Below are 24,192 nucleotides of genomic sequence, written 5' to 3' on the forward strand. Positions count from 1 at the left end.
ACTTCGTCGCTCAGAAGCGACTTTATTAATATAACATTTCGTTATATTTTCGTCAACAACTTTTTTCAATAAGTTGTTTTTCGTTTGTTTCTTTTGTTACCTCTCGTGGCAACGAATATAAATATACCAGTTTGATTATTAAAATGCAATAGTTTTTCTAATAAAATTTTTAACCTAGTAAAAAAGTATAAAAATAGCATGTTTCTTCTATATAAATATAATTTCTAGACGCATTCTCTACCCTATCAAGATCCACTCCCTTCATGTCACTCATAGTAAAATAAAAAAAGCTTTGGAGAAATCTCCAAAGCTTAGTCTTGTTTATGACGCATAGCAGGGAATAATAGTACATCGCGAATAGATGGTGCATTTGTTAACAACATAACTAAACGATCAATACCGATTCCTAATCCGCCCGTAGGAGGCATGCCGTACTCAAGTGCTTCGATATAATCATCATCCATCATGTGAGCTTCGTCATTACCTTGCTCGCGCTCTTTTAATTGAGCTTCAAAACGTTCTTTTTGATCGATTGGATCATTTAACTCAGTGAATGCATTTGCATGTTCACGTGCAACGATAAATAACTCGAAACGATCTGTGAATCGTGGATCTTCGTCATTCTTTTTCGCAAGTGGCGAAATTTCTACCGGATGACCGTAAATAAATGTTGGTTGAATTAATTTATCTTCTACTTTTTGTTCGAAGAACTCATTAATAATATGACCAACTTCCATTGTGTCTTTAATTTCTACATTATGTTCTTTTGCAAGTTCACGCGCTTCTTCTACACTCATTGGATTCCAGAAATCTGCTCCAGAGTGTTGCTTAATTGCATCTACCATATGAAGACGTGTCCATTCTGGCTCTAGATTAATTTCATAATCACCATATTGGATTGTTGTTGTACCCAATACTTTTTTCGCGATATGAGCAACCATATTTTCTGTTAGTTTCATAATATCATTATAATCAGCATACGCTTCATATAATTCAATCATCGTAAACTCAGGGTTATGACGAGTTGATACACCCTCATTACGGAATACACGGCCGATCTCATAAACCTTTTCTAATCCACCCACAATAAGACGTTTTAAATGAAGTTCAATTGCGATACGCATATATAATTCCATATCTAACGCATTATGGTGTGTAGTGAAAGGACGAGCAGACGCTCCACCTGCAATCGCGTGCATCATAGGCGTTTCTACTTCAAGATAACCGTTGTCATCTAAATATCTTCTCATTTCACGAATGATTTTACTACGGGTAACGAACGTTTCACGGCTTTCCATACTTGTAATTAAGTCCAAGTAACGTTGACGATAGCGTTGTTCAACATCTTTTAACCCATGGTATTTATCCGGTAATGGACGAAGAGATTTCGTTAAAAGTGTAAATCCTATTGCTTTTACTGAAAGTTCTCCAACGTTTGTTTTGAACACTTTACCTTCAATACCTACTAAGTCACCTAAATCTGCTGTCGTAAATAACTCGTACTCTTCATCTCCAACAGTATCTTTACGAACATAAATTTGAACTTGCCCCTGTAAATCTTGAATATGTGCAAATCCCGCTTTTCCTTTACCGCGTTTTGTCATAATACGACCAGCGATAGAAACAGTGATTTCTTTCTCTTCTAATTCTTCTTTAGAGAATTCTCCATATAGACTTACTAAGTCAGTTGTTGAATTTGTGCGTTCAAATCGTTTACCGAACGGATCGATTCCTTGCTCACGTAAATTATGTAGCTTTTCACGACGAACAAGCAATTGGTCGTTTAATTCTTCGTGGTTCATGTTATCCATGATATTAATATCACTCCAGCTCTATTAATTTTTACAATATATACAGTATAGCATTTTCTAATCAACTAGAAAAACTGCCAGCAACTAACTGGCAGTTCTTCTTTCTTTCACGTAATTATAGGAAGTGTATAGAAGAATGTCAATCTTCTATGCCCCCTTATTAACCAACATAAATTGTTTGTTGTTTCGCTTCTACTTCTTCTACAAATGCACCTAATACATTCGCAAGGTCTTCACGTGTGTCGCAAGTATTGATACCATTACGCACACTCGCATTACCACGAACACCTTTTAAATACCAAGCTGCATGCTTTCTCATCTCTCTTACGGCAACATTTTCGTTCTTTAAATCGATAAGACGATCTAGATGCAACATACATACATCAATTTTCTCACGCACTGTTGGTTCCGGCATTAACTCACCTGTCTCTAAATACTTTACCGTACGATAAATCATCCACGGATCTCCAAGAGCAGCGCGACCAATCATAACACCATCTACACCAATTTCATCAAGCATACGCTTTGCATCTTGTGGTGTTTCGACATCACCATTTCCGATAACCGGAATATTTACAGCCTGCTTTACTTGTTTAATAATATTCCAATCCGCTTTACCTTCATACATTTGCACTCGTGTACGCCCATGAACCGCTACCGCTTGTCCACCAGCACGCTCAACAGCTCTAGCATTTTCTATTGCGAAAATATGATCTTCATCCCAACCAATACGCATTTTAACTGTAACTGGCTTTTCAACAGCATCTACAACCGCTGCTACCATCTCATATATTTTATTTGGGTCTAAAAGCCACTTTGCTCCTGCATCACACTTAGTGATTTTCGGTACTGGGCACCCCATATTAATATCAATAATGTCCGCTGTCGTATATTTATCTACGTATTTCGCAGCATCCACAAGAGTCTCTTTCTCTCCACCAAAAATTTGTAAACTTAATGGCTTTTCTCTCTCATCGATATATAGCATATCTAATGTTCTTTTGTTATTAAGTAATATTGCCTTATCACTTACCATCTCGGCACAAACTAAACCTGCACCAAATTCTTTTACTGTCAAACGGAATGCAGAGTTACACACTCCCGCCATCGGTGCTAATACAACCGGATTTTTCATCTCAATATTTGCAATCTTTAACACTCGATTTACTCCTTCCTTCATAGTCACTTCGGCATTAGTTCATCTATCGAGACCTTTAATGCTTTAGCAACTTCTACTACAAAATCTTGGGAAGGCGATCGATTCCCTCTCTCAACTTCACCTAAAACAGATACAGATACCCCTAATTCTTTAGCAAAACCTTCTTGTGTATAGCCTTTTAGCTTTCGAAAAGCACGAATGCGTCTTCCCCATTTTTCTGCTTCCATACCGTTACTCCCTCTCGCCTTTTCATTTCTTCTACTTGCGAACGTGAAATGTCTTGTTTTATATCTTGATTGATTTCTAACAACGGAACGATAACAAAAGCTCTTTCGAACATCCGCGGATGCGGAACAATAAGATTCTCTGCTTCAATATTTTCTTGATTATATAGCAAAATGTCAAGGTCGATGGTCCTCGGCCCCATCTAATTTCCCTTTTTCTTCCTAAACCATTCTCTACCTTTTGCGTTACTTTCAATAATTCTTGCGGTGATAAATTGGTAGAAATTTTTATAACTAAATTTAAAAAACAACTTTGGTCAGTATAGCCAACTGGTTCCGTTTCATATACAGACGAAACATCATCAACATGGATATAAGGGTTTTTATTTAAAAACTTAATCGCTTCAGTTAAATACGTATAACGCTCTCCAATATTTGAACCTAATGCAATGTACGCTATATTATTCATGGACGCTCTCTCATAATTTCCACAGCTACAGCACGATAATGTCCTGGTATCGGCGGATCCGGTTTAATTACCTTAATTGTACACCGTGAAATACTCTCATATTGTTTCAATATATCTGTAGCGATATTTTCAGCGATACTCTCTACAAGCTTATACGTCTTATCTTCAACAACTTTTCTACATAGTTCGAAAAGCTCGCCGTAATTGACAGAATGCTCCAAGTCGTCACTTTCTCCTGCGCGTTTTAAATCTAACTCCACCGTTAAATCCACTTTAAATCTCTGACCTAATTTATTCTCTTCTGGGAATACACCATGATAACCGTAAAACTCCATATCATGGATATAAATTTTATCCAATTATTTTGCCCCCTTACCAATCATCGCGTCCATCATCTTAGCCATACGCGCCATTTCTTTCACATCATGAACACGGATAAACTCACAGCCCTTTTCAATACCAAGGCACACGGTAGCGCCCGTTCCTTCAAGACGTTCCTCCACTGGCAAATCTAATACATGACCAATAAAGGATTTTCTTGAAGTACCTAAGAGGACTGGATAACCCAGTACATTTAACTGTTCTAAATTACGCATCGCTTCTAAATTTTGTTCAGGCGTTTTCGCAAAACCGATACCTGGGTCTAAAATAATATTCTCATCTCGCACACCAGCATCTTTAGCAATTTTAATACTTTCATACAAATCAGCAATCATATCAGCCATTAAGTTGCGGTAGTTCATATTATCTCGGTTATGCATTAAGATAATAGGCACATCATAATAGGCTGCAACTTCAGCAATCTTCGGTTCCGCCTTCGCTCCCCAAATATCATTAATGATATGAGCGCCAGCTTCAATCGCTTGTTTTGCAACTTCAGCTTTATACGTATCAATAGAAATAGGTAATTTCGCTTCTTTCGAAACCGCCTGAATCATCGGAACGACTCGCTTTATTTCTTCTTCTACCGAAACTTTAGCGAAACCCGGGCGGGTAGACTCGCCACCGATATCAATAATATGTGCACCCTCATTTTTCATTTCTTTCGCGTGACGCACCGCAGCATCTACCTCGTTGTAACTCCCACCATCAGAAAACGAATCTGGTGTTACATTTAAAATCCCCATAATTAATGTCTTTTCATTTAAGTTCAATGTATATTCGCCGCAGCGTAAATCATAATCCCACTTCAAATTACACATCTCCTCTTCGCAATTCATTTCTGCTCCACAATTTCTCTCTCTGCACTTCATAAAGATCCATAAATCTTTTTGTAACTATTCCCACTTTGCCCGGGAAATCTTCTCCCTCTATAAGATAAAGAGGAACAATTTCTTGAATAGAGTTCGTTACGAACACTTCATCCGCTGAAAGCAATTCATCTTTCGTAAAGAAACCTTCCTTTACTTCTATACCCTGCTCTTCAGCAACCTTTATAATAAATGCACGAGTGATACCATTTAAAATCCCTGTTTCTAATGAAGGAGTATACAGAGTACCTCCTTTAACAAAAAAGAGATTCGAAACGATCCCCTCTGCAACATAACCTGTTTCAGTAAGGAAAATCCCTTCCTTATTCACACCATTTCCAATTTCGCGTTTCCCTAAAATATTATTTAAATAATGATGGGACTTCAAGCGAAACGCACCCTCTGGTGTATTTCGTACTTGTTTTAAAATAACCCCTTCTTTCTCCACTACATCTCCTGGAATTGCCAAAGGTTTTATAAAAACAATAACAGATGGTTCTTCATACACATTCGTTTGCAATCCTATTTCATCTATACCCGCCGATACATTAAAGCGTACATACGCATGCTTCAATCCATTCTTAACGAGTAGATTCTCCAAAATACGTATTACGTCATCTTTCGTCATTGTCCATTTGATTTGCAATGTATCCAGCGCATCCATTAAACGTTCATAATGATCATCCAACAAGAAAGGATGACCATTATAAATACGAAACGTCTCAAAAACTCCAAGCCCATATAAATAACCATGATCATAAGGAGAAATTTTCGCTTCACTCGCTTCTACATACGCGCCATTTACGTAAATTAACATAATGTCACACTTGGACTATATTTGTGAATAAAATTATGCAACAACTCTTTCCCATGAGAAGTCATAATAGATTCTGGATGGAATTGTACACCTTCAATCGGCAACGTTTTATGACGAAGCGCCATAATCTCTCCCTCTTCCGTCCAAGATGTGATCTCTAAACATTCTGGTAACGTCTCTTTCTTTACAATAAGTGAATGATAACGCGTTGCAGTAAACGGATTAGGAATATCCGAGAAAATCGTCTTTCCGTCATGATGCATAGGCGACGTTTTCCCATGCATTAATCGTTCTGCACGAACAACCTCTCCACCAAACACTTGCGCAATTGATTGATGCCCAAGACAAACTCCAAAAATCGGAATCTTTCCAGCGAAGTATTGAATAACCTCCATACTAATACCCGCTTCATTAGGACTACATGGACCTGGCGAAATCATTAAAAAGTCTGGCTTCATATTCTCAATATCCGAAATAGTCACCTCATCATTACGCTTAACAATAAGCTCTTGTCCAAGTTCTCCAAGAAACTGCACTAAATTAAATGTAAAAGAATCATAATTATCAATCATCAATATCATTTCTCTCACCTAACCGTTTCTTCGCTACTTTCTTTCGCACGCCATAAAGCGATTGCCTTTTTTAACGACTCTTTATATTCATTTTTTGGATTCGAATCAATTACAATTCCCGCTCCAGCTTGTACATGTGCTTGCCCATCTTTAGCAAGCAGCGTTCTAATTACAATATTCAATTCCGTATCTCCGGAATAACCAATCCAACCAATTGAACCTGTATAAATCCCTCGGCGAACAGGCTCTAATTCTTCAATAATCTCCATCGTACGTATTTTCGGGGCACCAGTAATTGTCCCGCCAGGAAATACGGCCTTTACTAAATCGAACGCATCCTTATCTTCTTCCACTTCACCGCGCACATTAGAAACAATATGCATAACGTGTGAGTACTTTTCAATTACCATAAATTCATCTACTTCAACCGTTCCATATTTACAAATACGGCCTAAATCGTTTCGTTCTAAATCCACAAGCATTACGTGCTCTGCTCTTTCCTTTTCGTTCTCAATTAATTCCCTCGCTAATTCTTTATCCTCTTGTTCATTCGCACCACGGGATCTTGTACCAGCAATTGGTCTTGTACTTACTTCTGGCCCTTGTTTTTTAATTAGCAATTCAGGCGAAGCACTAACAATTTGAAAATCCCCAAGCTCCAAGTAGCCCATATATGGAGATGGATTAATTTCACGAAGACTTGTATAAATTTCTAGCGGATGTGTTTGTAAAGTTCTTTCTTGCCTTGTCGACAAGTTTACTTGAAACACATCACCCGCTCCAATATATTCTTGAATACGTTCAACAGCCTTTATAAAGCCCTCTTCCGTAAAAGCAACTGCTTCATTTTTCTTTTCAGGACATTCAAACGGCATAGTCAATTTAGGTGCTTCTTTCACCCAAAGATCCTTCCATGCATTTAATCGTTCTTCTGCCTTTTCATGTTCATCTACATAATGCGTAATAATCCATAACACTTGTTCTTTTTGATCGTACACAAACACGTCATCAAATAATAAAAAGAATATATCAGGTATATTCAGATCATCCTCTGCAAGAGAAGGAAGTTTTTCGATATAACGGATACAATCATAACTAAAGTAACCAATTGCACCACCTTGAAAAGGCGGGTACTCCGGATTATAGTCAGTTTTCCATTTCTCCATATATTCTTGCATTAAATCTAATGGATTCCCTCGCTTTATTGTTTCCTTACCACTTTCCCTTATATGTAACGTCTCATTCTTCCCTTGAATTACCGCTACTGGGTCCAGCCCCACAATGTTATAACGACCACCACGTCCACTTTCTAACAAAATATGTTGTGGCTTATTTTTGGAAAGAAATTTATATTGCTTAAAAAAATCTAACTGATATGGAATAGAAAGCGCTAAAGATTTTCTTCGTTGCATATCAACACCCCGTCTTCTTTTATCCCACCCTCTAAGACTAACCAGCTCCAACTACATAAGTTATGTATATAGAGAATGATTATACTCAAGGGCTAGTGAAAATAAATTAATTATACTACCTCTTATTTTACATGAAGTTTTCTAGTCATTCACTCTTTTCCTTTTTCCAATCCAAAAAGAAAAAGCATCCTCTTTCAAGGATGCTTTTTCAATCACATTCAATTATGATTCAAATTGATAAAGCGGTGTACTTAAATAACGTTCACCGTTACTCGGAATAATAACAAGTACCTTTTTCCCTTTACCTAATTTCTTCGCAACTTCTGTCGCTGCATAAACGACTGCTCCCGAAGAGATACCAACTAAAATACCTTCTTCTCTAGCTACTCTTCTCGCATATTCGAACGCTTGCTCCGTTTTCACTTGAATAATTTCATCATATACCTCTACATCCAATGTCTCCGGAACAAACCCCGCTCCAATTCCTTGGATTTTATGTGGCCCCGGTTTCCCACCAGATAATACTGGCGAATCCGCAGGTTCTACCGCATAAATTTTAATATCTTTATACGCTTCCTTCAGCACTTCACCAGCGCCTGTAATTGTTCCACCTGTACCAATACCCGCGATAAACGCATCTAATTGATCACCCATCTGTTCAACAATTTCTGGACCTGTTGTTATACGATGGATTTCTGGATTCGCTTGATTTTGGAACTGTTGTGGTATAAAGTACCCATGTTCTTTTGCTAATTCAGTTGCCTTACGAATTGCTCCACCCATTCCTTCAGGTCCTGGAGTCAATACTAATTCAGCACCGTAAGCGCGTAATAAATTACGACGCTCAATACTCATTGTTTCTGGCATTACTAAAATTGCCTTATATCCTTTAGCAGCCGCTACCATCGCTAAGCCAATACCTGTGTTACCACTTGTCGGCTCAATGATTGTATCGCCCTCTTTTAATAATCCTTTATTTTCAGCATCTTCAATCATAGCTAACGCGATACGATCTTTAACACTGCTCCCCGGATTCATAAATTCTAATTTTAAGTATACATCTGCGCTGTCTGATTCTACGATGCGGTTCAACTTAACGATCGGCGTTTTCCCGATTAATTCTGAAACTGATTGTGCCACTCGCATTCCTGTCACTCCTAACACCGAGTATTTTTATTGGTTTTATCTATATTTAGATTTTGTCAGAAAATTCCCTGTTTGTCAATCTATTTGGGCAGCTGATTCTCCGCCTAAACTTCTTTATTACAGACTCTCAATCAGGCCTGTAATATCTTCTTTAGCGAATTTATATCGTTCATTACAGAAGTGACAGTGAACTTCCGTCTCTTCTTCTTCTTCACGAATTTGCTCTAACTCTGTTTTACCTAAACTAATTAACACACTCTCAATACGTTCGCGTGAACACGTGCAATTAAATTGAACATCCATAGTTTCTAATACTTTTACTTTATCTTCTCCAAGGACTGCATATAGTAGCTCTTCTGGAGAAAGACCTTGTTCGATCAATGTTGATACAGGAGGGGTTTTTTGTAAACGATCTTCAATGAATGAGATTGTTTCTTCCTGTGCGCCCGGCATAATTTGAAGGATAAATCCACCCGCTGCCAATACGCTGTCATCTCCATTTACAAGAACACCGACACCAACGGAAGAAGGCGTCTGCTCAGAAACTGCGAAATAATATGTGAAGTCTTCCCCTAGTTCTCCTGAAACGATGGGAGATTGACCGATAAACGGCTCACGCATACCAATATCTTTAATTACCGTTACAAATCCTTCTGTACCTACCGCTTGATATACACGTAATTTACCTTGTTCTGTCCCTTCAAAATCAACATGTGGATTCGTTACATAACCACGTACATCTCCATTTGCATGGGCATCTACTAAGATAGGACCAATCGGACCGTTACCCTCTACTTTAATCGTTAGCTTCTGCTCGCCTTTTAGCATAGCACCCATCATTGTACCCGCAGTTAAAGAACGACCAAGTGCCGCTGAAGCTGTTCTCCATGTATCGTGACGTTTTTGCGCCTCACTTACTGTGTTTGTCGTACGTACACTATACGCACGCACTTCTCCATCAAACGCTAACGCTTTTACTAAATAATCTTTCATACTTATTTATTCACCTTTCTCATATTGTAAATTTGCATTACGCTCATATAACATATACAAACCTTTTAACGTTAAAAATGGATCTACAATATCAATTACATTTGATTCCTCTGAAATTAATTTTGCTAATCCACCCGTTGCAATAACTTTCGGTTCTTGTTTAGCTTCTTCTTTCATACGCTTAACAATACCTTCCACTTGTCCAACGTATCCATAAAGAATACCTGATTGCATCGCACTTACTGTATTCTTCCCGATAACACTACTCGGTTTTGTAATTTCAATACGAGGAAGCTTTGCTGCTCTACTATATAACGCCTCTGCCGAAATCATAATTCCCGGCGTAATAACGCCTCCCATATAATGCTTCTCTTCGTTAATATAACAATATGTAGTAGCCGTACCAAAATCAACAATAATAAGCGGACTTCCATATAAGTGGATTCCTGCTACTGCATTTACAATTCGGTCCGCGCCTACTTCACGTGGATTTTCATATTTAATGTTCAAGCCAGTTTTTATCCCAGGCCCTACTACAAGCGGTTTAATTTTAAAATACTTTTCACACATACGCTCTAAAGCGAACATAATTGGCGGTACGACTGAAGACACAATAATACCTTTCACATCTTCAAAAGAAAGACCCTCATGCTCAAGTAACTGCTTTACAAGCATCCCATACTCATCTTCTGTTTTATGACGATCTGTTTCCATGCGCCAATGCTGACAAAGTTTCCCCTCTTCAAACACACCTAGTACCGCATTTGTGTTCCCTACATCCAATACAAAAATCATATTCTCACCACTTATCTTATTTAATCTATATTTGTGCAGTATGTATAAAACTTATAAAAACATCATATCACACATACTTATATAATCAGTTTTTCTATACTCATCATTGTACAAAAAGATTACTCTCTATTTCAATTTTTAATAATAGTTTTATTTAAATTCTTTTGCCACTTACATTCATTCCACAAATAAAAAAGGAGTGACTATTGTCACTCCTTCATCTCTTACTTATCTTCTACGTCTTCATCATCTTTCTTCATGTTGATGTTTATTTTCACATCATCTGAAGATGTTGGACGCTCTGGTAATCTGCCATAATCATATAAATGATTAATTTGCTCTGCATCTAATGTTTCTACTTCAAGTAACGTTTTCGCAATAATATCTAGCTTATCACGTTTTTCAGTAAGAATTTGTTTCGCACGAGCGTAACAGTCTTTCATAATAGTTTGCATTTCCACATCGATTTCATGTGCAATTGCATCACTGTAGTTTTGCTCTGAGTGGAAGTCTCTTCCTAAGAATACCTGACCACCTTGTGAGCTACCGAATTGCATCGGGCCAAGCTTATCACTCATACCGAATTCCGTAACCATACGTCTTGCAATACCAGTCGCACGTTGGAAGTCGTTGTGAGCACCTGTACTTACTTCACCAAATACAATCTCCTCAGCTACTCGACCACCAAGTAAACCAGTGATTTTATCAAGTAACTCTGGTTTTGTCATGAAGTAACGATCTTCTTTCGGAAGCATTACTGCATATCCACCAGCTTGACCACGAGGGACAATTGTTACTTTATGAACGATATCCGCTTCATCAAGGACAACACCAATTACAGTATGGCCAGCTTCATGGAATGCAACGATATTACGTTCTTTTTCAGAGATAACACGACTTTTCTTAGCAGGACCTGCAATAACACGATCCGTCGCTTCATCGATGTCGCTCATATCAATTTTCTTCTTATCTTGACGGGCAGCTACTAGAGCAGCTTCGTTTAATAAGTTTTCAAGATCAGCACCAGAAAATCCTGGTGTACGAGTTGCAATTGCTCTTAAGTTGACATTCTCATCAAGCGGTTTATTACGAGCATGTACTTTAAGTACAGCCTCACGACCATTTACATCTGGGCGATCTACTGTAATTTGACGGTCAAAACGACCTGGACGTAATAACGCTGGATCAAGAATATCAGGACGGTTTGTCGCAGCGATGATAATAATACCTTCGTTTGCACCGAATCCATCCATTTCAACAAGCAATTGGTTCAACGTTTGTTCACGCTCATCATGACCACCGCCAAGACCCGCGCCACGTTGACGTCCTACTGCATCAATTTCATCAATGAAAATGATACAAGGAGCATTTTTCTTTGCATTTTCAAATAAATCACGTACACGGGATGCACCGACACCGACGAACATCTCTACGAAGTCAGAACCACTAATAGAGAAGAACGGAACGCCTGCTTCACCTGCAACAGCACGTGCTAGTAAAGTTTTACCTGTACCTGGAGGGCCCACTAATAGAACACCCTTCGGAATACGGGCACCAACTTCAGCGAACTTACGAGGGTCTTTCAAGAATTCAACTACCTCAACAAGTTCTTGTTTCTCTTCATCCGCTCCAGCAACATCTCTGAAACGAATTTTTTTCTTTTCATCATTGTATAGCTTCGCCTTACTTTTCCCGAAGTTCATAACACGGCTACCGCCGCCCTGAGCTTGATTTAATAAGAAGAAGAATAAAATGAAGATAATGACAAACGGAATGATAGAAGTAAAGAATGTTACCCAAGCACTTGTTTCTTCTGCTGGTTGATACTTAACCTCGGCCCCTTGCGCTTTATCATTAATTTTCTTTTGTAATTCCTCAGTATTTGGTGCATAAGTAACAAATTGTTCTCCTTGGTTAGAAGTATTGAATTGTCCTTTTACTTCAAATACACCATTTTTCGGTTGAAGCTGCACATTGCGCACTTCACCTTTTTCAAGTTTAGTAATGAATTTGTCGTAGCTAACTGATGTCGTTTTTTGCGTCGAACCATTAAAATAGCTTACGATCCCAATTACTACTAAGAATATCAGTAAATAAAAGATGGTATTACGGAAGATACGATTCATTCCTAACCTCCTCTCACGGCATAAACACTATAGTAAATCGTAACATAGAAAAACTTTCCTATACAATTGTAACGCCTGTATTTAATTAATTTGAGTAAACACTTGGTTTTAATACTCCCACATACGGAAGATTACGGTATTGTTCTTTATAATCTAATCCATACCCTACAACGAATTCATGAGGGACAGTAAATCCAACATAATCCGCTTTCAGATCAACCTTACGACCTGTTGGTTTATCTAATAATGTAACAATTTTTACAGATTTCGCTTTACGATATTTAAACAGGTCTACTAAATAGCTTAGTGTAAGACCGCTATCAATAATATCTTCAACGATTAAAATATCGCGACCTTCTACAGAAGTATCAAGATCTTTTAAGATTTTTACTTCGCCTGTTGAAACAGTAGAGTGACCGTAGCTAGATACAGCCATAAAATCCATTTCAAGATATGTATCTGTTCTCTTTAATAAATCTGCCATAAATGGCATTGCACCCTTTAGTACACCAATTGCAAGCGGTACTGTATTTTTGTAATCCTCTGCAATAACTGCACCTAATTCGAGCACCTTTTCCTGTATTTGTTCTTCAGAAATTAATACTTTTTCGATATCTTGATTCATCATTTCATTATCCTCCCGGAAGACTCCTTGCTTTTGTAGTGAATAATAATATATTTATCCTTCTTTGCTACCTCTTTCGAAATAGCAAATGCAGATCGTTTCAACAAGGGTACCCAAATAATATTTTCACTTGCGTCACAAACGATCGGCCATTCTTCTCTTTTTTCTTTCGGTACTTTTGATTCGATAAAAATAGCTTTTATCTTTTTTGTACCATCCATACCTTGTATTGACATGCGATCTCCATTTTCCCTAGAACGAATACGAAGTGGATACGATATATCATTATACTTAGCAACAAACACTGTTTCATTCATGTTACTTGGTATATCCTCGCTCACCTCTGTTACAAATTTATCTCCGTTCGGTAATGTAATTGTCCCGGGTACTGATAAATCTTGCAAAAAAGGAGAAACAATTTCTTGTTTAAATCCAAAGCTACATTCTTCGTATGTACGAATAATTTTCAAGCCACCTGGAAAATCCAATGAACCTGAAGGTTGTATCCGCTTAAAAAATTCAATCACCTTGTCAATATGTATAGAAGAAAGCGAAGATGGAATCTTATATTCATAAAGATAGTTTAATATTAGTTGAATCCCTCTCCTTTGTAAAGGCATAGACATGGATTCAAAGGCAGGAATTGATAAGCTAATTTGTTTATCGCTTTTTTTTGTAATTACTTTATTCATTTTCTCAAAAGCTAATTCCTGCAAATAAGCCTCATCCTCTTGCATTTGCACGCTAAATTTTTGGAATTTCTCATGCATTTGTGGATTTTCCTCTTTCAAATAAGGAAGGACATATTTACGTAATCGATTCCTTGTATATACTTCCTTTTTATTACTCGGATCTATACGTGGAATAACTTTTAACTTATTACAGTAATCAACAATCTCTTCCTTAGTTACTCCAAGTAACGGCCTAATTAAATATCCATTATGAAAAGGACGCTTCACTGCAATTCCTGCGTATCCTTTCGGAGTACTCCCTCGTACAAGGCGCATTAAAATTGTCTCTACTTGATCATCCCCATGGTGACCAAGAGCTACATATCTCGCATCATATTTCTTCATTATTGTTTCCAAAAATGCATATCTGCATTCTCTAGCAGCAACTTGTGCATTCATTCCATATTGCTGTTGATATTGCGACACATTAATCCTTATCGTCTCACAAATAACTCCCAGCTCTTTGCAAAGATCCTGTACAAACTGTAGGTCCTCATGAGATTCATTACCTCTAAACATATGATCCACATGTGCTACTACAATTTCGAGTTGCTTTTCTGCCCTTTTTTCTAACAAATAATATAGAAGAGCTAAAGAGTCAGGACCGCCAGAAACCCCTACAACAATTGTTGAATGTTTCTTTAATACATCATGCTGCTTTACAAAGTCATCTACTTTTCCAACAAATGCATCTTTCAACTTCGCAATCACCTTTCATTAAACAAGAACAGCAACATTAGTTACCCTGTATATAATGGTACAACTTTTACAAACATTGTGCAAAAAAAAGATGTGCAAAACTCACATTTTTATCTTACATTCCTCCTGTAGATTCAACAAAGTAATTACATTACCTTTTTAATCAAAAAAACCTAGGTAAATACCTAGGTTTTTTGATTATTTTATTGCGCCTGCATTCCCACTATCGGAATCGTAGCCCACTTCGGCATATTTTTCTTTACTTTCGCCACAACAATAGTCATATCATCATTTATATAGCCATCACCAGACCTAATTACTTCTTCCATAATAATATCAGCTATTTCTTGTGGGTCCTCTGTTTGTAGTTCTTTAATTTTACGTTTTATCCATAACTCGTGATTCTCCACATGTTGCGCTCCCTCAAAAATGCCATCACTCATCATAATAAGAATATCACCCGTTTTTAATTGCTCACCAACCACATCAACTTCAACATCTTCAATAATTCCTATCGGTAAATTACTTGCCTCAATTTTCAAAATATTATTGCCGCGTTTAACAAAACTCGGCGTCGATCCAACCTTTAAGAACTTCGCACTTGCATCCCGTAAATCTACCATAGCCAAGTCAAGCGTGGTATACATCTCCTCTGTCGTTCTTAAAGAAAGAATTGAATTGATGGACTTAATCGCTATTTCCTCATCAATACCTGACTGAAGTATCTTTTGTAATAATTTTACCGTTTCCCTACTCTCCATATGAGCCCTTTGCCCATTTCCCATACCATCACTAATCGCAAGTGCATATTTTCCAACACTTAAATCCATCATCGCGTAGGAATCGCCTGAAACAAACCCACCACCTTTTGCAGCCGTAGCCAATCCTGTATCAAGAGAATAGGTTTTCGCTGAACCAAATGATATTAAACTGTGACCATTTGGATAAGAGGATTTCTCTTCATGCTTAACAACGATATTTTCTTTTAAAATATCCGAGAGCATCGGCGCAACCAACTTCTCACATTCTCCATGCTCATTAGATGCAACTGGAATCAACATTTCAATATCAATACTTCCTCTGTCTAAACAATAAATATCAACATGCTCCACTTCGACACCAAAATCACGAAATGCTTGTAAAATCTGCTCCTCCTGCGCTTGATGGTTCTCTCTTTCTCGTTGTATCTCCTTAGCGAAGTCTTCCATTACTTTTGATACACCTAGTAACTGCTCGGCTACAATTCTACGATTTTCCTTCATTTGTTTTCTTAATTTCTGTCCCTCATAGAAGTGATCTAATTCACCTGCCACTAAATCCGTTACTTTCTTTCCTCTCACACAATGCTTGTCCCATTCACGAACTAACTTCCGATTATGCTGCAACGTTCCTTCTTCTGTCTCATTCATTATTTGTTTCATATAATCGTACGTTTTATCAAAATTAACTACCCAACATTGATCCTTCTTAAAGCACGTTTGACATGTTTTTGCAGTAATTGTACTTAAAAATAAATCCGCTTCTGTTTCTTTATCTTCCTCTTCCACGTACCCATATACAGAAAAACTATTAGACAAAGCAGCAAATACATTAGCAAATTGATTGATTTTGTTCGCTGTAACATCTCGCATTCTTCGTAAATATTGTTGTTGATCTTGTGAGTGTTCTTGTGTACCTGGCATAAATTTAGCAATACGATCCATAACAAGTTTCGGTGTTAATAAAAAGAAAACAATTGCCACACCAGATTCAATTAAGGTTGTTACAATACTTGTTTGCTTGTCTACATATAACGTAATTAAACTTGTACCAATTAATAATCCTAAACTAACTCCTATACGCTTTCCTTCTTTCAACAATCCCCCAAGCAATCCTGAAAAGGCAAGGAGGCTAAGTTGAGACAAACTAGACACATTCGCTAAACTTAATATCAATCCGGTGACAACTCCCACCGTGGACCCTGTAGCCGCACCAGCAATAAATGCAAATACTAATACTAAGTATCTAGTGAAAATATGTTGAATAGAAGCATCAAAAACGAACCAGTCTGTTGTACCCGTTAAAACAGATGCTAGTAATATAATTAAACACACAATTTCTTCTGTTTCTAACGTTTGTTGTTTCCCTTTCCTTTCCACCAAGAGTGGAACACTTTGCAGAAATATCATCGTTAATACGAAACTAAGCCCTGCTTCGATCGTACTAACGAGCAAGTCATACATGGTGATGGTTTGTTGTGCAAAATATACAACAACTAAATGTGCGGTTAATGCGGAGATAAATACTTGGAATGGTACAAGTCCAACAGTTTTACGTGTAAATCGACTAAAGAAGATATTATAAATGAAGAAAGTAAAAATAGATGCAAAAGTAAAAAATAAATTATCTATCGAAACTGAAAGTGCTCCTCCCATCAGAGCTAAAAATGCGAGCGGCATTTTATCTCGCTTCATAACATAAACAGCAGCAAAAAACGGCAATGCAAAAGGTAAGATGTTCGTTAATATATATGCTCGTCCCAAAAGAAAACCAATAACAACAATTATGAATCCCCATCTAAAGAAAACTTGTTCAAATTTCATTCGCAACTTACTTGTCCACTTCATTGTTCCAAGCTGACTTTCATTCATCGCCAATGTACTTGTATTCATAGTATTCCTTCCTGCTTTAGGCATATTTTTAACACCACCTGCATAGTTTAATTACTGTCATTATAAAAGATGATTATTGGGATTTTTGTCAAAACAACAGTTTTCACTTTTATAATCGTTCGACGTTTTATTCGAAATAAGTCTACATATATACACAGTATTTAATTTATCCATTTATAGTCGGTGGAATATTCAGAAAATATAGGGTGATTTTGTAGAAGTGTTGTATGTCTTAATTTACTTAACAAAAAAAAGATCATGCAATTTGCATGATCTTTTTAGATGACCCGTACGGGATTCGAACCCGTGTTACCGCCGTGAAAGGGCGGTGTCTTAACCACTTGACCAACGGGCCGTTAAATTAAATATAGCGGCGGAGGGGATCGAACCCCCGACCTCACGGGTATGAACCGTACGCTCTAGCCAGCTGAGCTACACCGCCATGTCGTCGTATTTAACGGACAATTAGTATCTTACATCAGATGTGTTTTAAAGTCAATACATCTCAAAAACTTTTTTAAAAATATATTCTCTCACATAAAAAAGTACCCGAGTAATTACTCTGGGTACCTCTCTATATGCTAAGAATTAAACGATCTTATTATCCGCGACGTGCGCCACGGCCACCACGTTTAGATTCTGTGTTACGCTTTAAAGAAGTTAAACGATCTTCACTATCTTTTAAAAAGCGTGCCATCTTTTGTTCAAATGTTTCTTTTGGAGCTCGGTCGTTACCGCCACCGCGGTTATCTCTGTTGAAAGAACGATTATTATTACGTTGTGGACGTCCAGAACGTTGTTGATCACCACCGCGTTGTTGGTATTCACCACGTGGACGATCTCCTTCTGTTTTTTCGCGTTCTTTCGCTTTTTTAATAGATAGACCAATCTTTCCATCTTTTTCAACATTAATAACTTTTACTTCTACTTGGTCGCCCACTTTTAAGTGATCGTTAATATCTTTCACATAATTATCAGCAACTTCACTAATATGAACAAGACCCGTTAAGCCTTCTGGCAGCTCCACAAAAGCGCCAAAATTTGTAATACCTGTTACTTTACCCTGTAACTTGCTGCCTACCTCGATTGACATAAAAAAAATGCTCCTCCTTAGTGGTTAAAAAGTCAAATTTTACTTTATTATATATAATCCTAAAATATAGTGTCAATAAGACATACTCTACTTAGAAACAGGAAAAATTATCTCCCCTTTTCCGGAGAAGAAATAATCCCTTCTAGCAATCTTTAAAACGTACTCTTCATCATTTAACTTTTGAACTTCGTCTTTTAGACTTTTTTCCTTTTTCGTTAATGAATCCAGTTCTTTTTTCATGTCCTTAACTTTTGCCTCTTTTGCTTTAATGGAACTGTTTTGTTGATAAAACGTTACACTAATACTCGCAATAATTGTAAAAGCAAAGACAAGAAAAACCGCTAAACGGCGATAAAGTCGCTTCCTGTTCTCATCCGTTTGTATTATATGTTCTTTAACAGGATTTGGACTCTGTTTTTCGATTGTTCTTTGTCTCAGTTCCCTCATTTCCGAGGTCCCCCTAACTTCTTTTTTATACGCTCCCATAATTGGAAGGTATGTCCCTTCAACTTTGCTATATATTGCAGGAACCCTACATGCTTCGTTATAAAAAGTTTAACACGATTAGGGAGAAGTTTCCATATGAGTGAAGCAATAAATCGAACAGGCCAGAAAAAAACTTTCCACATGAAAAGTAATATCCAAATCGCCATTTTCCATAACACACGTCCAATTGAAAGCAGTACACGAAATAAGAATAATATAAATGCAATAAATAGCTGCGCTATAATAATAACAGGTTTTATCATGAGTAGCTGTATAATTCGAACAAAAAATTGTATTGTTTGCACAAAAATATGGATGAGAAAATTTAACATCTTCATGTATAATGCTTTCAATAAACTTTGATATGCCGCAAAACCGCATAATAATGCCAAAAATACATATATACGTAATTCAGCTTCATTCACGAGCAGTAATACATAAAAAACGAATAAGGCTTGGACAATCCAGAATAGTATATCATGTATAAATACAAGCCAACGTTTACGCTCTTGGCGTTTTAAGAATCGTTGATACGTATCTAAAGATGCACCAATCCAAGCACCCATTCCAATCATTGAAAGCATTGTATACAACTGAATTGTTAGGCTCATTTAAACAACTTACTAAAGAAACCTTTAGTTTTTTCCCCTTGGTTCTCATCAATATACAGCATCTCATGAATTTTCCCTTTAATCGATACAACACCCTTTTCTACATCTAAATTCTTCATCTGTAAATTTTGACCACGAATTGTTAAAAAGCCCATTACAGTCTCCAGTAAAAACTCTTCGCTATCAAAACTCTCCACTTGCTTTACACCGGTAATATCGATTACACGCCTGCCACGCATGATAATATCATGCTCTACAGAAACATTTTGTTGATTAGAAGACATAGGTGAGTAACCATTATTCACGAAAATCCCCCCATAGCTTTATACTAGCTAATAGTAATGTATGAAGGGGTGACCCATTTTAGAACAAGCCTTCTTCCGCTTTTACTTTTTCTTCGCGAACTATACTATACATGTTTGCTGCATCTTCTTTTTTAGTCGTCTCTTTCAATTCATTTACTTTCACAGTTACTATTTTTTGACCAAAACGAATTGTTAATTCATCATCTACCTTTACATCTGAACTCGCTTTTGCCACTTGACCATTAATGGATATTCTTCCTTGATCAGATACTTCTTTTGCTAATGTTCTTCTTTTAATTAAACGTGACACTTTCAAAAACTTATCTAAACGCATATCAAGTCCCCCTATTAACGCTCTGTTTGTTTGGCCTCTTCCCATAAAACATCTAACTGTTCTAATGATAAATCTTGCATTTCTTTATTCATTTCTGCTACTTTTGCTTCCATGTATAAAAAACGACCGGTAAATTTCTCATTAGTTGAATGCAACGCTTCTTCTGGATCTATTTTATAATGACGAGCTATATTAACAAATGCAAATAGTAAATCACCAAATTCACCTAGCATCTTTTCCTCATCCATGTTTACAACTTCTTGCTGGAATTCTTGCCATTCTTCTAAGGCTTTCTCTATCATCGGCTGCACATCAACCCAATCAAATCCAACCTTTCCAGCTTTCTTCTGAATTTCATAAGCACGCATTAGCTGCGGTAAGCTTTTTGGAATACCCGTTAAAACAGATTCTTTCACGAATCCCTTTTCTTGTTTTTTAATCTCTTCCCAATTCGCAATTACTTCATCAGCATTATTTACATCCGTATTCCCAAACACATGCGGGTGACGACGAACCATTTTCTCAGATAAAGTTCGAATAATATCATCTATAGAGAACCAACCTTCATCCTCTCCAATTTGAGCATGAAGCATAACTTGTAATAATATATCACCCAGTTCTTCTACTAAATGATCATCATCCTCTTCATCAATGGCTTCTATCACTTCATATGCTTCTTCAATTAAGTATTTCTTTAAAGATTGATGAGTTTGCTTTTTATCCCACGGGCAACCATTTGGTCCACGAAGATCAGCAATAATTGCTCTAAGCACATCAAACTGCTGATACAACGATGCACGCTCCTTAACTGGCGGTACATATACACTCGTTAAATTATTTAATTCCGTTTCATGATCTAACATGTATAATGGCACTTTTTTTACTTGCTCAAATGAAGTTCCTGCAGCTGTTACGATATACACTTCGTAATCATCTGGCAACATCTCCATTAACGGCAGTTTCACATCTGAAGCAACAAACGCATCATACACTTGGCAAAAGATTAAATGTTGACGTAATTCTAATTGCCCTCTTTCAAATGATGTAGCATCAATTAATTGAAATCCTTCAATCGGATCAATTTTTAGACTCGCAAACATCGGATCAAGGAAACTTTGTCCACCTTCAAGTCGCACTTCAATATTTGCTACCTCTCCTTTTTCCAAAAGTAGCTGAACTGTTCTTTCTGCTACAAGCGGATGACCAGGAACGGCATAAATAATTTCTGTACCTTTAGCTTGTTCTAACAACGTATTCGCGATTGTTTCATATACAATTTCAAATGTATCATGCGCTTCGTATACATCGTCAAAAGCTGTATATTTTATGCCTTCTTTCTCCAATTCTTCTATAACTGGGTGTTCCTTCGTTCTAACAAACATATGGTCCGCTTCTTTTATCTTTCGATATACACCCATCGTTAACTGATCTAACTCACCAGCACCTAATCCTAAAATCGTAATAATCCCACTCACAACCAGTCACCTCTATCCACTCTTCTTCAATGAACCTTCTTTTTTCTCTTGTTTCATAACGGTTCCTAATTCTTCTTTTGTAAATACACGTAATTTTAAAATTAAAAACATATATGCTAATCCGCCGATAGCTACACCTAACAGCGCTTCAAGCGTCGCAATTCCTCTATGTCCTGTATCAATTACTAATCCAGACATTCGCAACACACGCATAAAGATTATTAATACAAATCCCATACCAATACCACTAATAACTACACCTAACATATTCCGCTTATCAATAAGCGGCTCTGATACAGCTCGCATAAGTAGCACACTATTTAGCAAGGCAATTACAATAAGCGCAACTAAAGTTGCAATTGCAGCTCCCTTTACACCAAAATAAGGCATTAATATATAGTTTAAAGCTAGCTTCAAACAACCTCCAAATACAACGAATATTGCTGGTTTTAATGTTTGTCCCAACCCTTGCAAAATAGAAGCAGTTGTAATTGACAATGAGCTAAATAAAATAGATAAAGATAAAATCGATAACACATCTGATCCATCACTATTTTCAAACAACATAATATTTGTAGGTTGAATAATACAAGTTAATCCAATAGCAGCTGCAAATCCAATAACGAATGTTATTTTCATTGCTAACTTTACCTTTTCTTGAATAAAGGAAAGATCTCCTCTTTCTTTCGCCGCTGTAATAATAGGAATAAGTGACAATGAGAAAGAAGTTGTCACAACAGTACCCAATTGCATAAGCGGGATACTTCTATCATAAACACCTTTTAGTACCTTTGCATTTTCAACTTGCTCTCCCGCGCGAATAAGCAAGGTATAAAAAGAAATAGAATCCGCCATTTGTATAAAAATAAGGACTAAATTACTAACACAAATCGCTAATCCCTGCCAAAAAAGGATTCTAATAATCCTTTGTTTATCTCCAACTCTCTTCCAACTTTTAAAGAAAATAGACCGGAAATCATGACGCATATAAAGTAAAAGTACGATAATCCCAATAAGCCCGCCTGCAATTGAACCTAGCATAGCACCCGCACCAACTGTATATAAATCAAATCCATGAGCAATAAGGAATAGTGATAAAAATACAATAATAGAAACACGAATCGTTTGTTCAATTACTTGCGAAACAGCCGTCGGCATCATATTATTGAATCCTTGAAAATATCCTCTCGCTACAGATAAAAATGGCATTAGTAGGAATGAAAACGAAATAACACGTAATAATTTATCTAAATGTATATCGCCCATAGCCGATGCTATTGTTTCGGCACCGAAGAACAATGTGAAAAACCCCACAAATCCAATTCCTAATAAAAACCAAAAAGATACACAAATAATTTCTTCCGCTTCTTTTTGTTTTCCTTGTTCTAATCTTTCTGCGACCATTTTTGAAATAATAATGGGAAACCCATAAGTAGCTAAAATTAAACAAAATCCATAAAACGGATAAATTTGTTGGTAAATATAAAAACCAACATCACCCGCTATATTTTGATATGGAATACGGTAAAAAGCGCTTAATACCTTCGTAACAAAACTTGCGATTGTTAATATAATAGCCCCACGCCAAAAGGCTTGGTACTTCTTCGCTTCCATACAAGAAAACTCCTTTTTCTATTCTCACCCCTCGTATTATATCACAAAGAAAAACTGTCTCTTCTTCATATTCCTTACATTCACTGACTTCTTTCAACAGCAAAAATATTCAATGAAAAAAGGTAGCAAAGAGCTACCTTCGTTCAATATACTTATATCTCCAAATAGTTAATTTCTCAAATAGAAATATCATAATTAGGAAAGATTGCTACTTATAGAAATTACACTTCACTACTGCTCCATTTGTTTCGCTAAAAAGCTTGCAGCTGTATTTACTGACTTATGCTCTACTTCACTTATAATAGCCTCTTTAGAGAAGATAACAACAGCTCCAATTGGATCCCCATTCGCAACAATTGGGCCAATTGTATAAGAATTAACTTTTTCTGTTACTCCATCAATAATTGAAATTTCGCTTTCATCTGTCATAATTACAGACTTACGCTCTTCCATTGTCTTCTCAATTAAATCGCCAACACTTTTATTTAAGTATTCTTTTTTAGATATGCCTGCTACTGCGATAATAGAATCACGATCACATACAAGCACATTATGTCCTAAGCTATCGTATAAAGCTTCCGTATATTCTTTTGCAAAATTACCTAGTTCACTAATTGGAGAATATTTTTTTAAAATAACTTCTCCATCGCGATCAACAAATATTTCTAGTGGGTCTCCTTCTCGAATACGTAAAGTTCTACGAATTTCCTTCGGGATTACTACCCTGCCTAAGTCATCAATTCGACGTACGATTCCAGTTGCTTTCATTCTAATGCTGCCTCACTTTCTACTGA

At 36.9% G+C, this 24,192-nt stretch carries 23 protein-coding genes, 2 tRNA genes and 1 pseudogene; all 26 read right to left on the bottom strand.

Features of this window, described 5'->3' with window-relative positions; translation table 11 throughout:
- Positions 1 to 311 precede the first annotated feature (311 nt).
- Entirely contained in the window at positions 312 to 1,811 is a 1,500-nt protein-coding gene (gene lysS / locus SJY24_RS02410) for a lysine--tRNA ligase (protein WP_377863640.1), read from the bottom strand.
- 160 nt (positions 1,812 to 1,971) lie between these two features.
- Positions 1,972 to 2,970, bottom strand: a complete 999-nt coding sequence (gene dusB / locus SJY24_RS02415) for a tRNA dihydrouridine synthase DusB (protein WP_377863641.1) — start codon at positions 2,968 to 2,970, stop codon at positions 1,972 to 1,974.
- Between the two features lie 23 nt (positions 2,971 to 2,993).
- Positions 2,994 to 3,197 (bottom strand): helix-turn-helix domain-containing protein, encoded by a 204-nt coding sequence (locus SJY24_RS02420; RefSeq protein WP_000387027.1) that lies wholly within the window; start codon positions 3,195 to 3,197, stop codon positions 2,994 to 2,996.
- Positions 3,149 to 3,663 (bottom strand): annotated as a pseudogene (gene folK, locus SJY24_RS02425) (2-amino-4-hydroxy-6-hydroxymethyldihydropteridine diphosphokinase). Before folK ends, SJY24_RS02420 begins: the two are co-directional and overlap by 49 nt.
- Positions 3,660 to 4,022, bottom strand: coding sequence for a dihydroneopterin aldolase (folB, locus tag SJY24_RS02430; protein ID WP_377863642.1), 363 nt, complete (start codon positions 4,020 to 4,022; stop codon positions 3,660 to 3,662). Before folB ends, folK begins: the two are co-directional and overlap by 4 nt.
- Positions 4,023 to 4,883, bottom strand: a complete 861-nt coding sequence (gene folP / locus SJY24_RS02435) for a dihydropteroate synthase (RefSeq protein WP_377863643.1) — start codon at positions 4,881 to 4,883, stop codon at positions 4,023 to 4,025.
- Positions 4,858 to 5,730, bottom strand: a complete 873-nt coding sequence (gene pabC, locus SJY24_RS02440; RefSeq protein ID WP_377863644.1) for an aminodeoxychorismate lyase — start codon at positions 5,728 to 5,730, stop codon at positions 4,858 to 4,860. Before pabC ends, folP begins: the two co-directional genes overlap by 26 nt.
- Positions 5,724 to 6,311, bottom strand: coding sequence for an aminodeoxychorismate/anthranilate synthase component II (gene pabA, locus SJY24_RS02445; RefSeq protein WP_377863645.1), 588 nt, complete (start codon positions 6,309 to 6,311; stop codon positions 5,724 to 5,726). The genes pabC and pabA overlap by 7 nt, the downstream gene beginning before the upstream one ends.
- Positions 6,312 to 6,316: 5 nt before the next feature.
- A complete protein-coding gene (pabB, locus tag SJY24_RS02450) occupies positions 6,317 to 7,714 on the bottom strand; it encodes an aminodeoxychorismate synthase, component I (protein WP_377863646.1) in 1,398 nt (465 codons plus the stop codon).
- A 222-nt stretch (positions 7,715 to 7,936) separates the two neighbouring features.
- Positions 7,937 to 8,860 (bottom strand): cysteine synthase A, encoded by a 924-nt coding sequence (gene cysK, locus SJY24_RS02455; RefSeq protein WP_377863647.1) that lies wholly within the window; start codon positions 8,858 to 8,860, stop codon positions 7,937 to 7,939.
- 117 nt (positions 8,861 to 8,977) lie between these two features.
- Positions 8,978 to 9,853: a redox-regulated molecular chaperone HslO gene (gene hslO, locus SJY24_RS02460; RefSeq protein WP_377863648.1), complete on the bottom strand. Its 876-nt coding sequence runs from the start codon at positions 9,851 to 9,853 to the stop codon at positions 8,978 to 8,980.
- Between the two features lie 6 nt (positions 9,854 to 9,859).
- A complete protein-coding gene (locus SJY24_RS02465) occupies positions 9,860 to 10,648 on the bottom strand; it encodes a type III pantothenate kinase (RefSeq protein ID WP_144505707.1) in 789 nt (262 codons plus the stop codon).
- A 224-nt stretch (positions 10,649 to 10,872) separates the two neighbouring features.
- Positions 10,873 to 12,774 (bottom strand): ATP-dependent zinc metalloprotease FtsH, encoded by a 1,902-nt coding sequence (ftsH, locus tag SJY24_RS02470; protein WP_377863649.1) that lies wholly within the window; start codon positions 12,772 to 12,774, stop codon positions 10,873 to 10,875.
- 85 nt (positions 12,775 to 12,859) lie between these two features.
- Complete coding sequence (gene hpt / locus SJY24_RS02475; RefSeq protein ID WP_000981839.1) at positions 12,860 to 13,402, bottom strand: hypoxanthine phosphoribosyltransferase; 543 nt, start codon at positions 13,400 to 13,402, stop codon at positions 12,860 to 12,862.
- Complete coding sequence (gene tilS, locus SJY24_RS02480) at positions 13,399 to 14,829, bottom strand: tRNA lysidine(34) synthetase TilS (RefSeq protein WP_377863650.1); 1,431 nt, start codon at positions 14,827 to 14,829, stop codon at positions 13,399 to 13,401. Before tilS ends, hpt begins: the two co-directional genes overlap by 4 nt.
- A gap of 203 nt (positions 14,830 to 15,032) precedes the next feature.
- A complete protein-coding gene (spoIIE, locus tag SJY24_RS02485; RefSeq protein WP_377863651.1) occupies positions 15,033 to 17,504 on the bottom strand; it encodes a stage II sporulation protein E in 2,472 nt (823 codons plus the stop codon).
- 259 nt (positions 17,505 to 17,763) lie between these two features.
- A tRNA-Glu gene (locus SJY24_RS02490) sits at positions 17,764 to 17,835 on the bottom strand.
- A 13-nt stretch (positions 17,836 to 17,848) separates the two neighbouring features.
- Positions 17,849 to 17,922 (bottom strand) — tRNA-Met (locus SJY24_RS02495).
- 159 nt (positions 17,923 to 18,081) lie between these two features.
- Positions 18,082 to 18,573 (bottom strand): S1 domain-containing RNA-binding protein, encoded by a 492-nt coding sequence (locus SJY24_RS02500; protein WP_098765862.1) that lies wholly within the window; start codon positions 18,571 to 18,573, stop codon positions 18,082 to 18,084.
- 87 nt (positions 18,574 to 18,660) lie between these two features.
- Positions 18,661 to 19,020 (bottom strand): cell division protein DivIC, encoded by a 360-nt coding sequence (gene divIC / locus SJY24_RS02505; RefSeq protein WP_001208735.1) that lies wholly within the window; start codon positions 19,018 to 19,020, stop codon positions 18,661 to 18,663.
- Complete coding sequence (yabQ, locus tag SJY24_RS02510; protein ID WP_000059774.1) at positions 19,017 to 19,670, bottom strand: spore cortex biosynthesis protein YabQ; 654 nt, start codon at positions 19,668 to 19,670, stop codon at positions 19,017 to 19,019. The genes divIC and yabQ overlap by 4 nt, the downstream gene beginning before the upstream one ends.
- Entirely contained in the window at positions 19,667 to 19,975 is a 309-nt protein-coding gene (gene yabP / locus SJY24_RS02515; RefSeq protein ID WP_001059100.1) for a sporulation protein YabP, read from the bottom strand. The genes yabQ and yabP overlap by 4 nt, the downstream gene beginning before the upstream one ends.
- A gap of 58 nt (positions 19,976 to 20,033) precedes the next feature.
- Positions 20,034 to 20,309, bottom strand: a complete 276-nt coding sequence (locus SJY24_RS02520; protein WP_001234880.1) for an RNA-binding S4 domain-containing protein — start codon at positions 20,307 to 20,309, stop codon at positions 20,034 to 20,036.
- 14 nt (positions 20,310 to 20,323) lie between these two features.
- A complete protein-coding gene (gene yabN, locus SJY24_RS02525) occupies positions 20,324 to 21,784 on the bottom strand; it encodes a bifunctional methyltransferase/pyrophosphohydrolase YabN (protein ID WP_377863652.1) in 1,461 nt (486 codons plus the stop codon).
- 12 nt (positions 21,785 to 21,796) lie between these two features.
- Positions 21,797 to 23,398 (bottom strand): putative polysaccharide biosynthesis protein, encoded by a 1,602-nt coding sequence (locus SJY24_RS02530; protein WP_377863653.1) that lies wholly within the window; start codon positions 23,396 to 23,398, stop codon positions 21,797 to 21,799.
- A gap of 231 nt (positions 23,399 to 23,629) precedes the next feature.
- Positions 23,630 to 24,166 carry a stage V sporulation protein T gene (spoVT, locus tag SJY24_RS02535; protein WP_377863654.1) on the bottom strand — a complete coding sequence of 179 codons (537 nt, stop codon included), beginning with the start codon at positions 24,164 to 24,166 and terminating at the stop codon, positions 23,630 to 23,632.
- Positions 24,167 to 24,192: the final 26 nt, after the last annotated feature.

Origin of the sequence: Bacillus sp. R86525 (genome assembly GCF_042466195.1) — a bacterium.
GTDB lineage: Bacteria > Bacillota > Bacilli > Bacillales > Bacillaceae_G > Bacillus_A > Bacillus_A nitratireducens.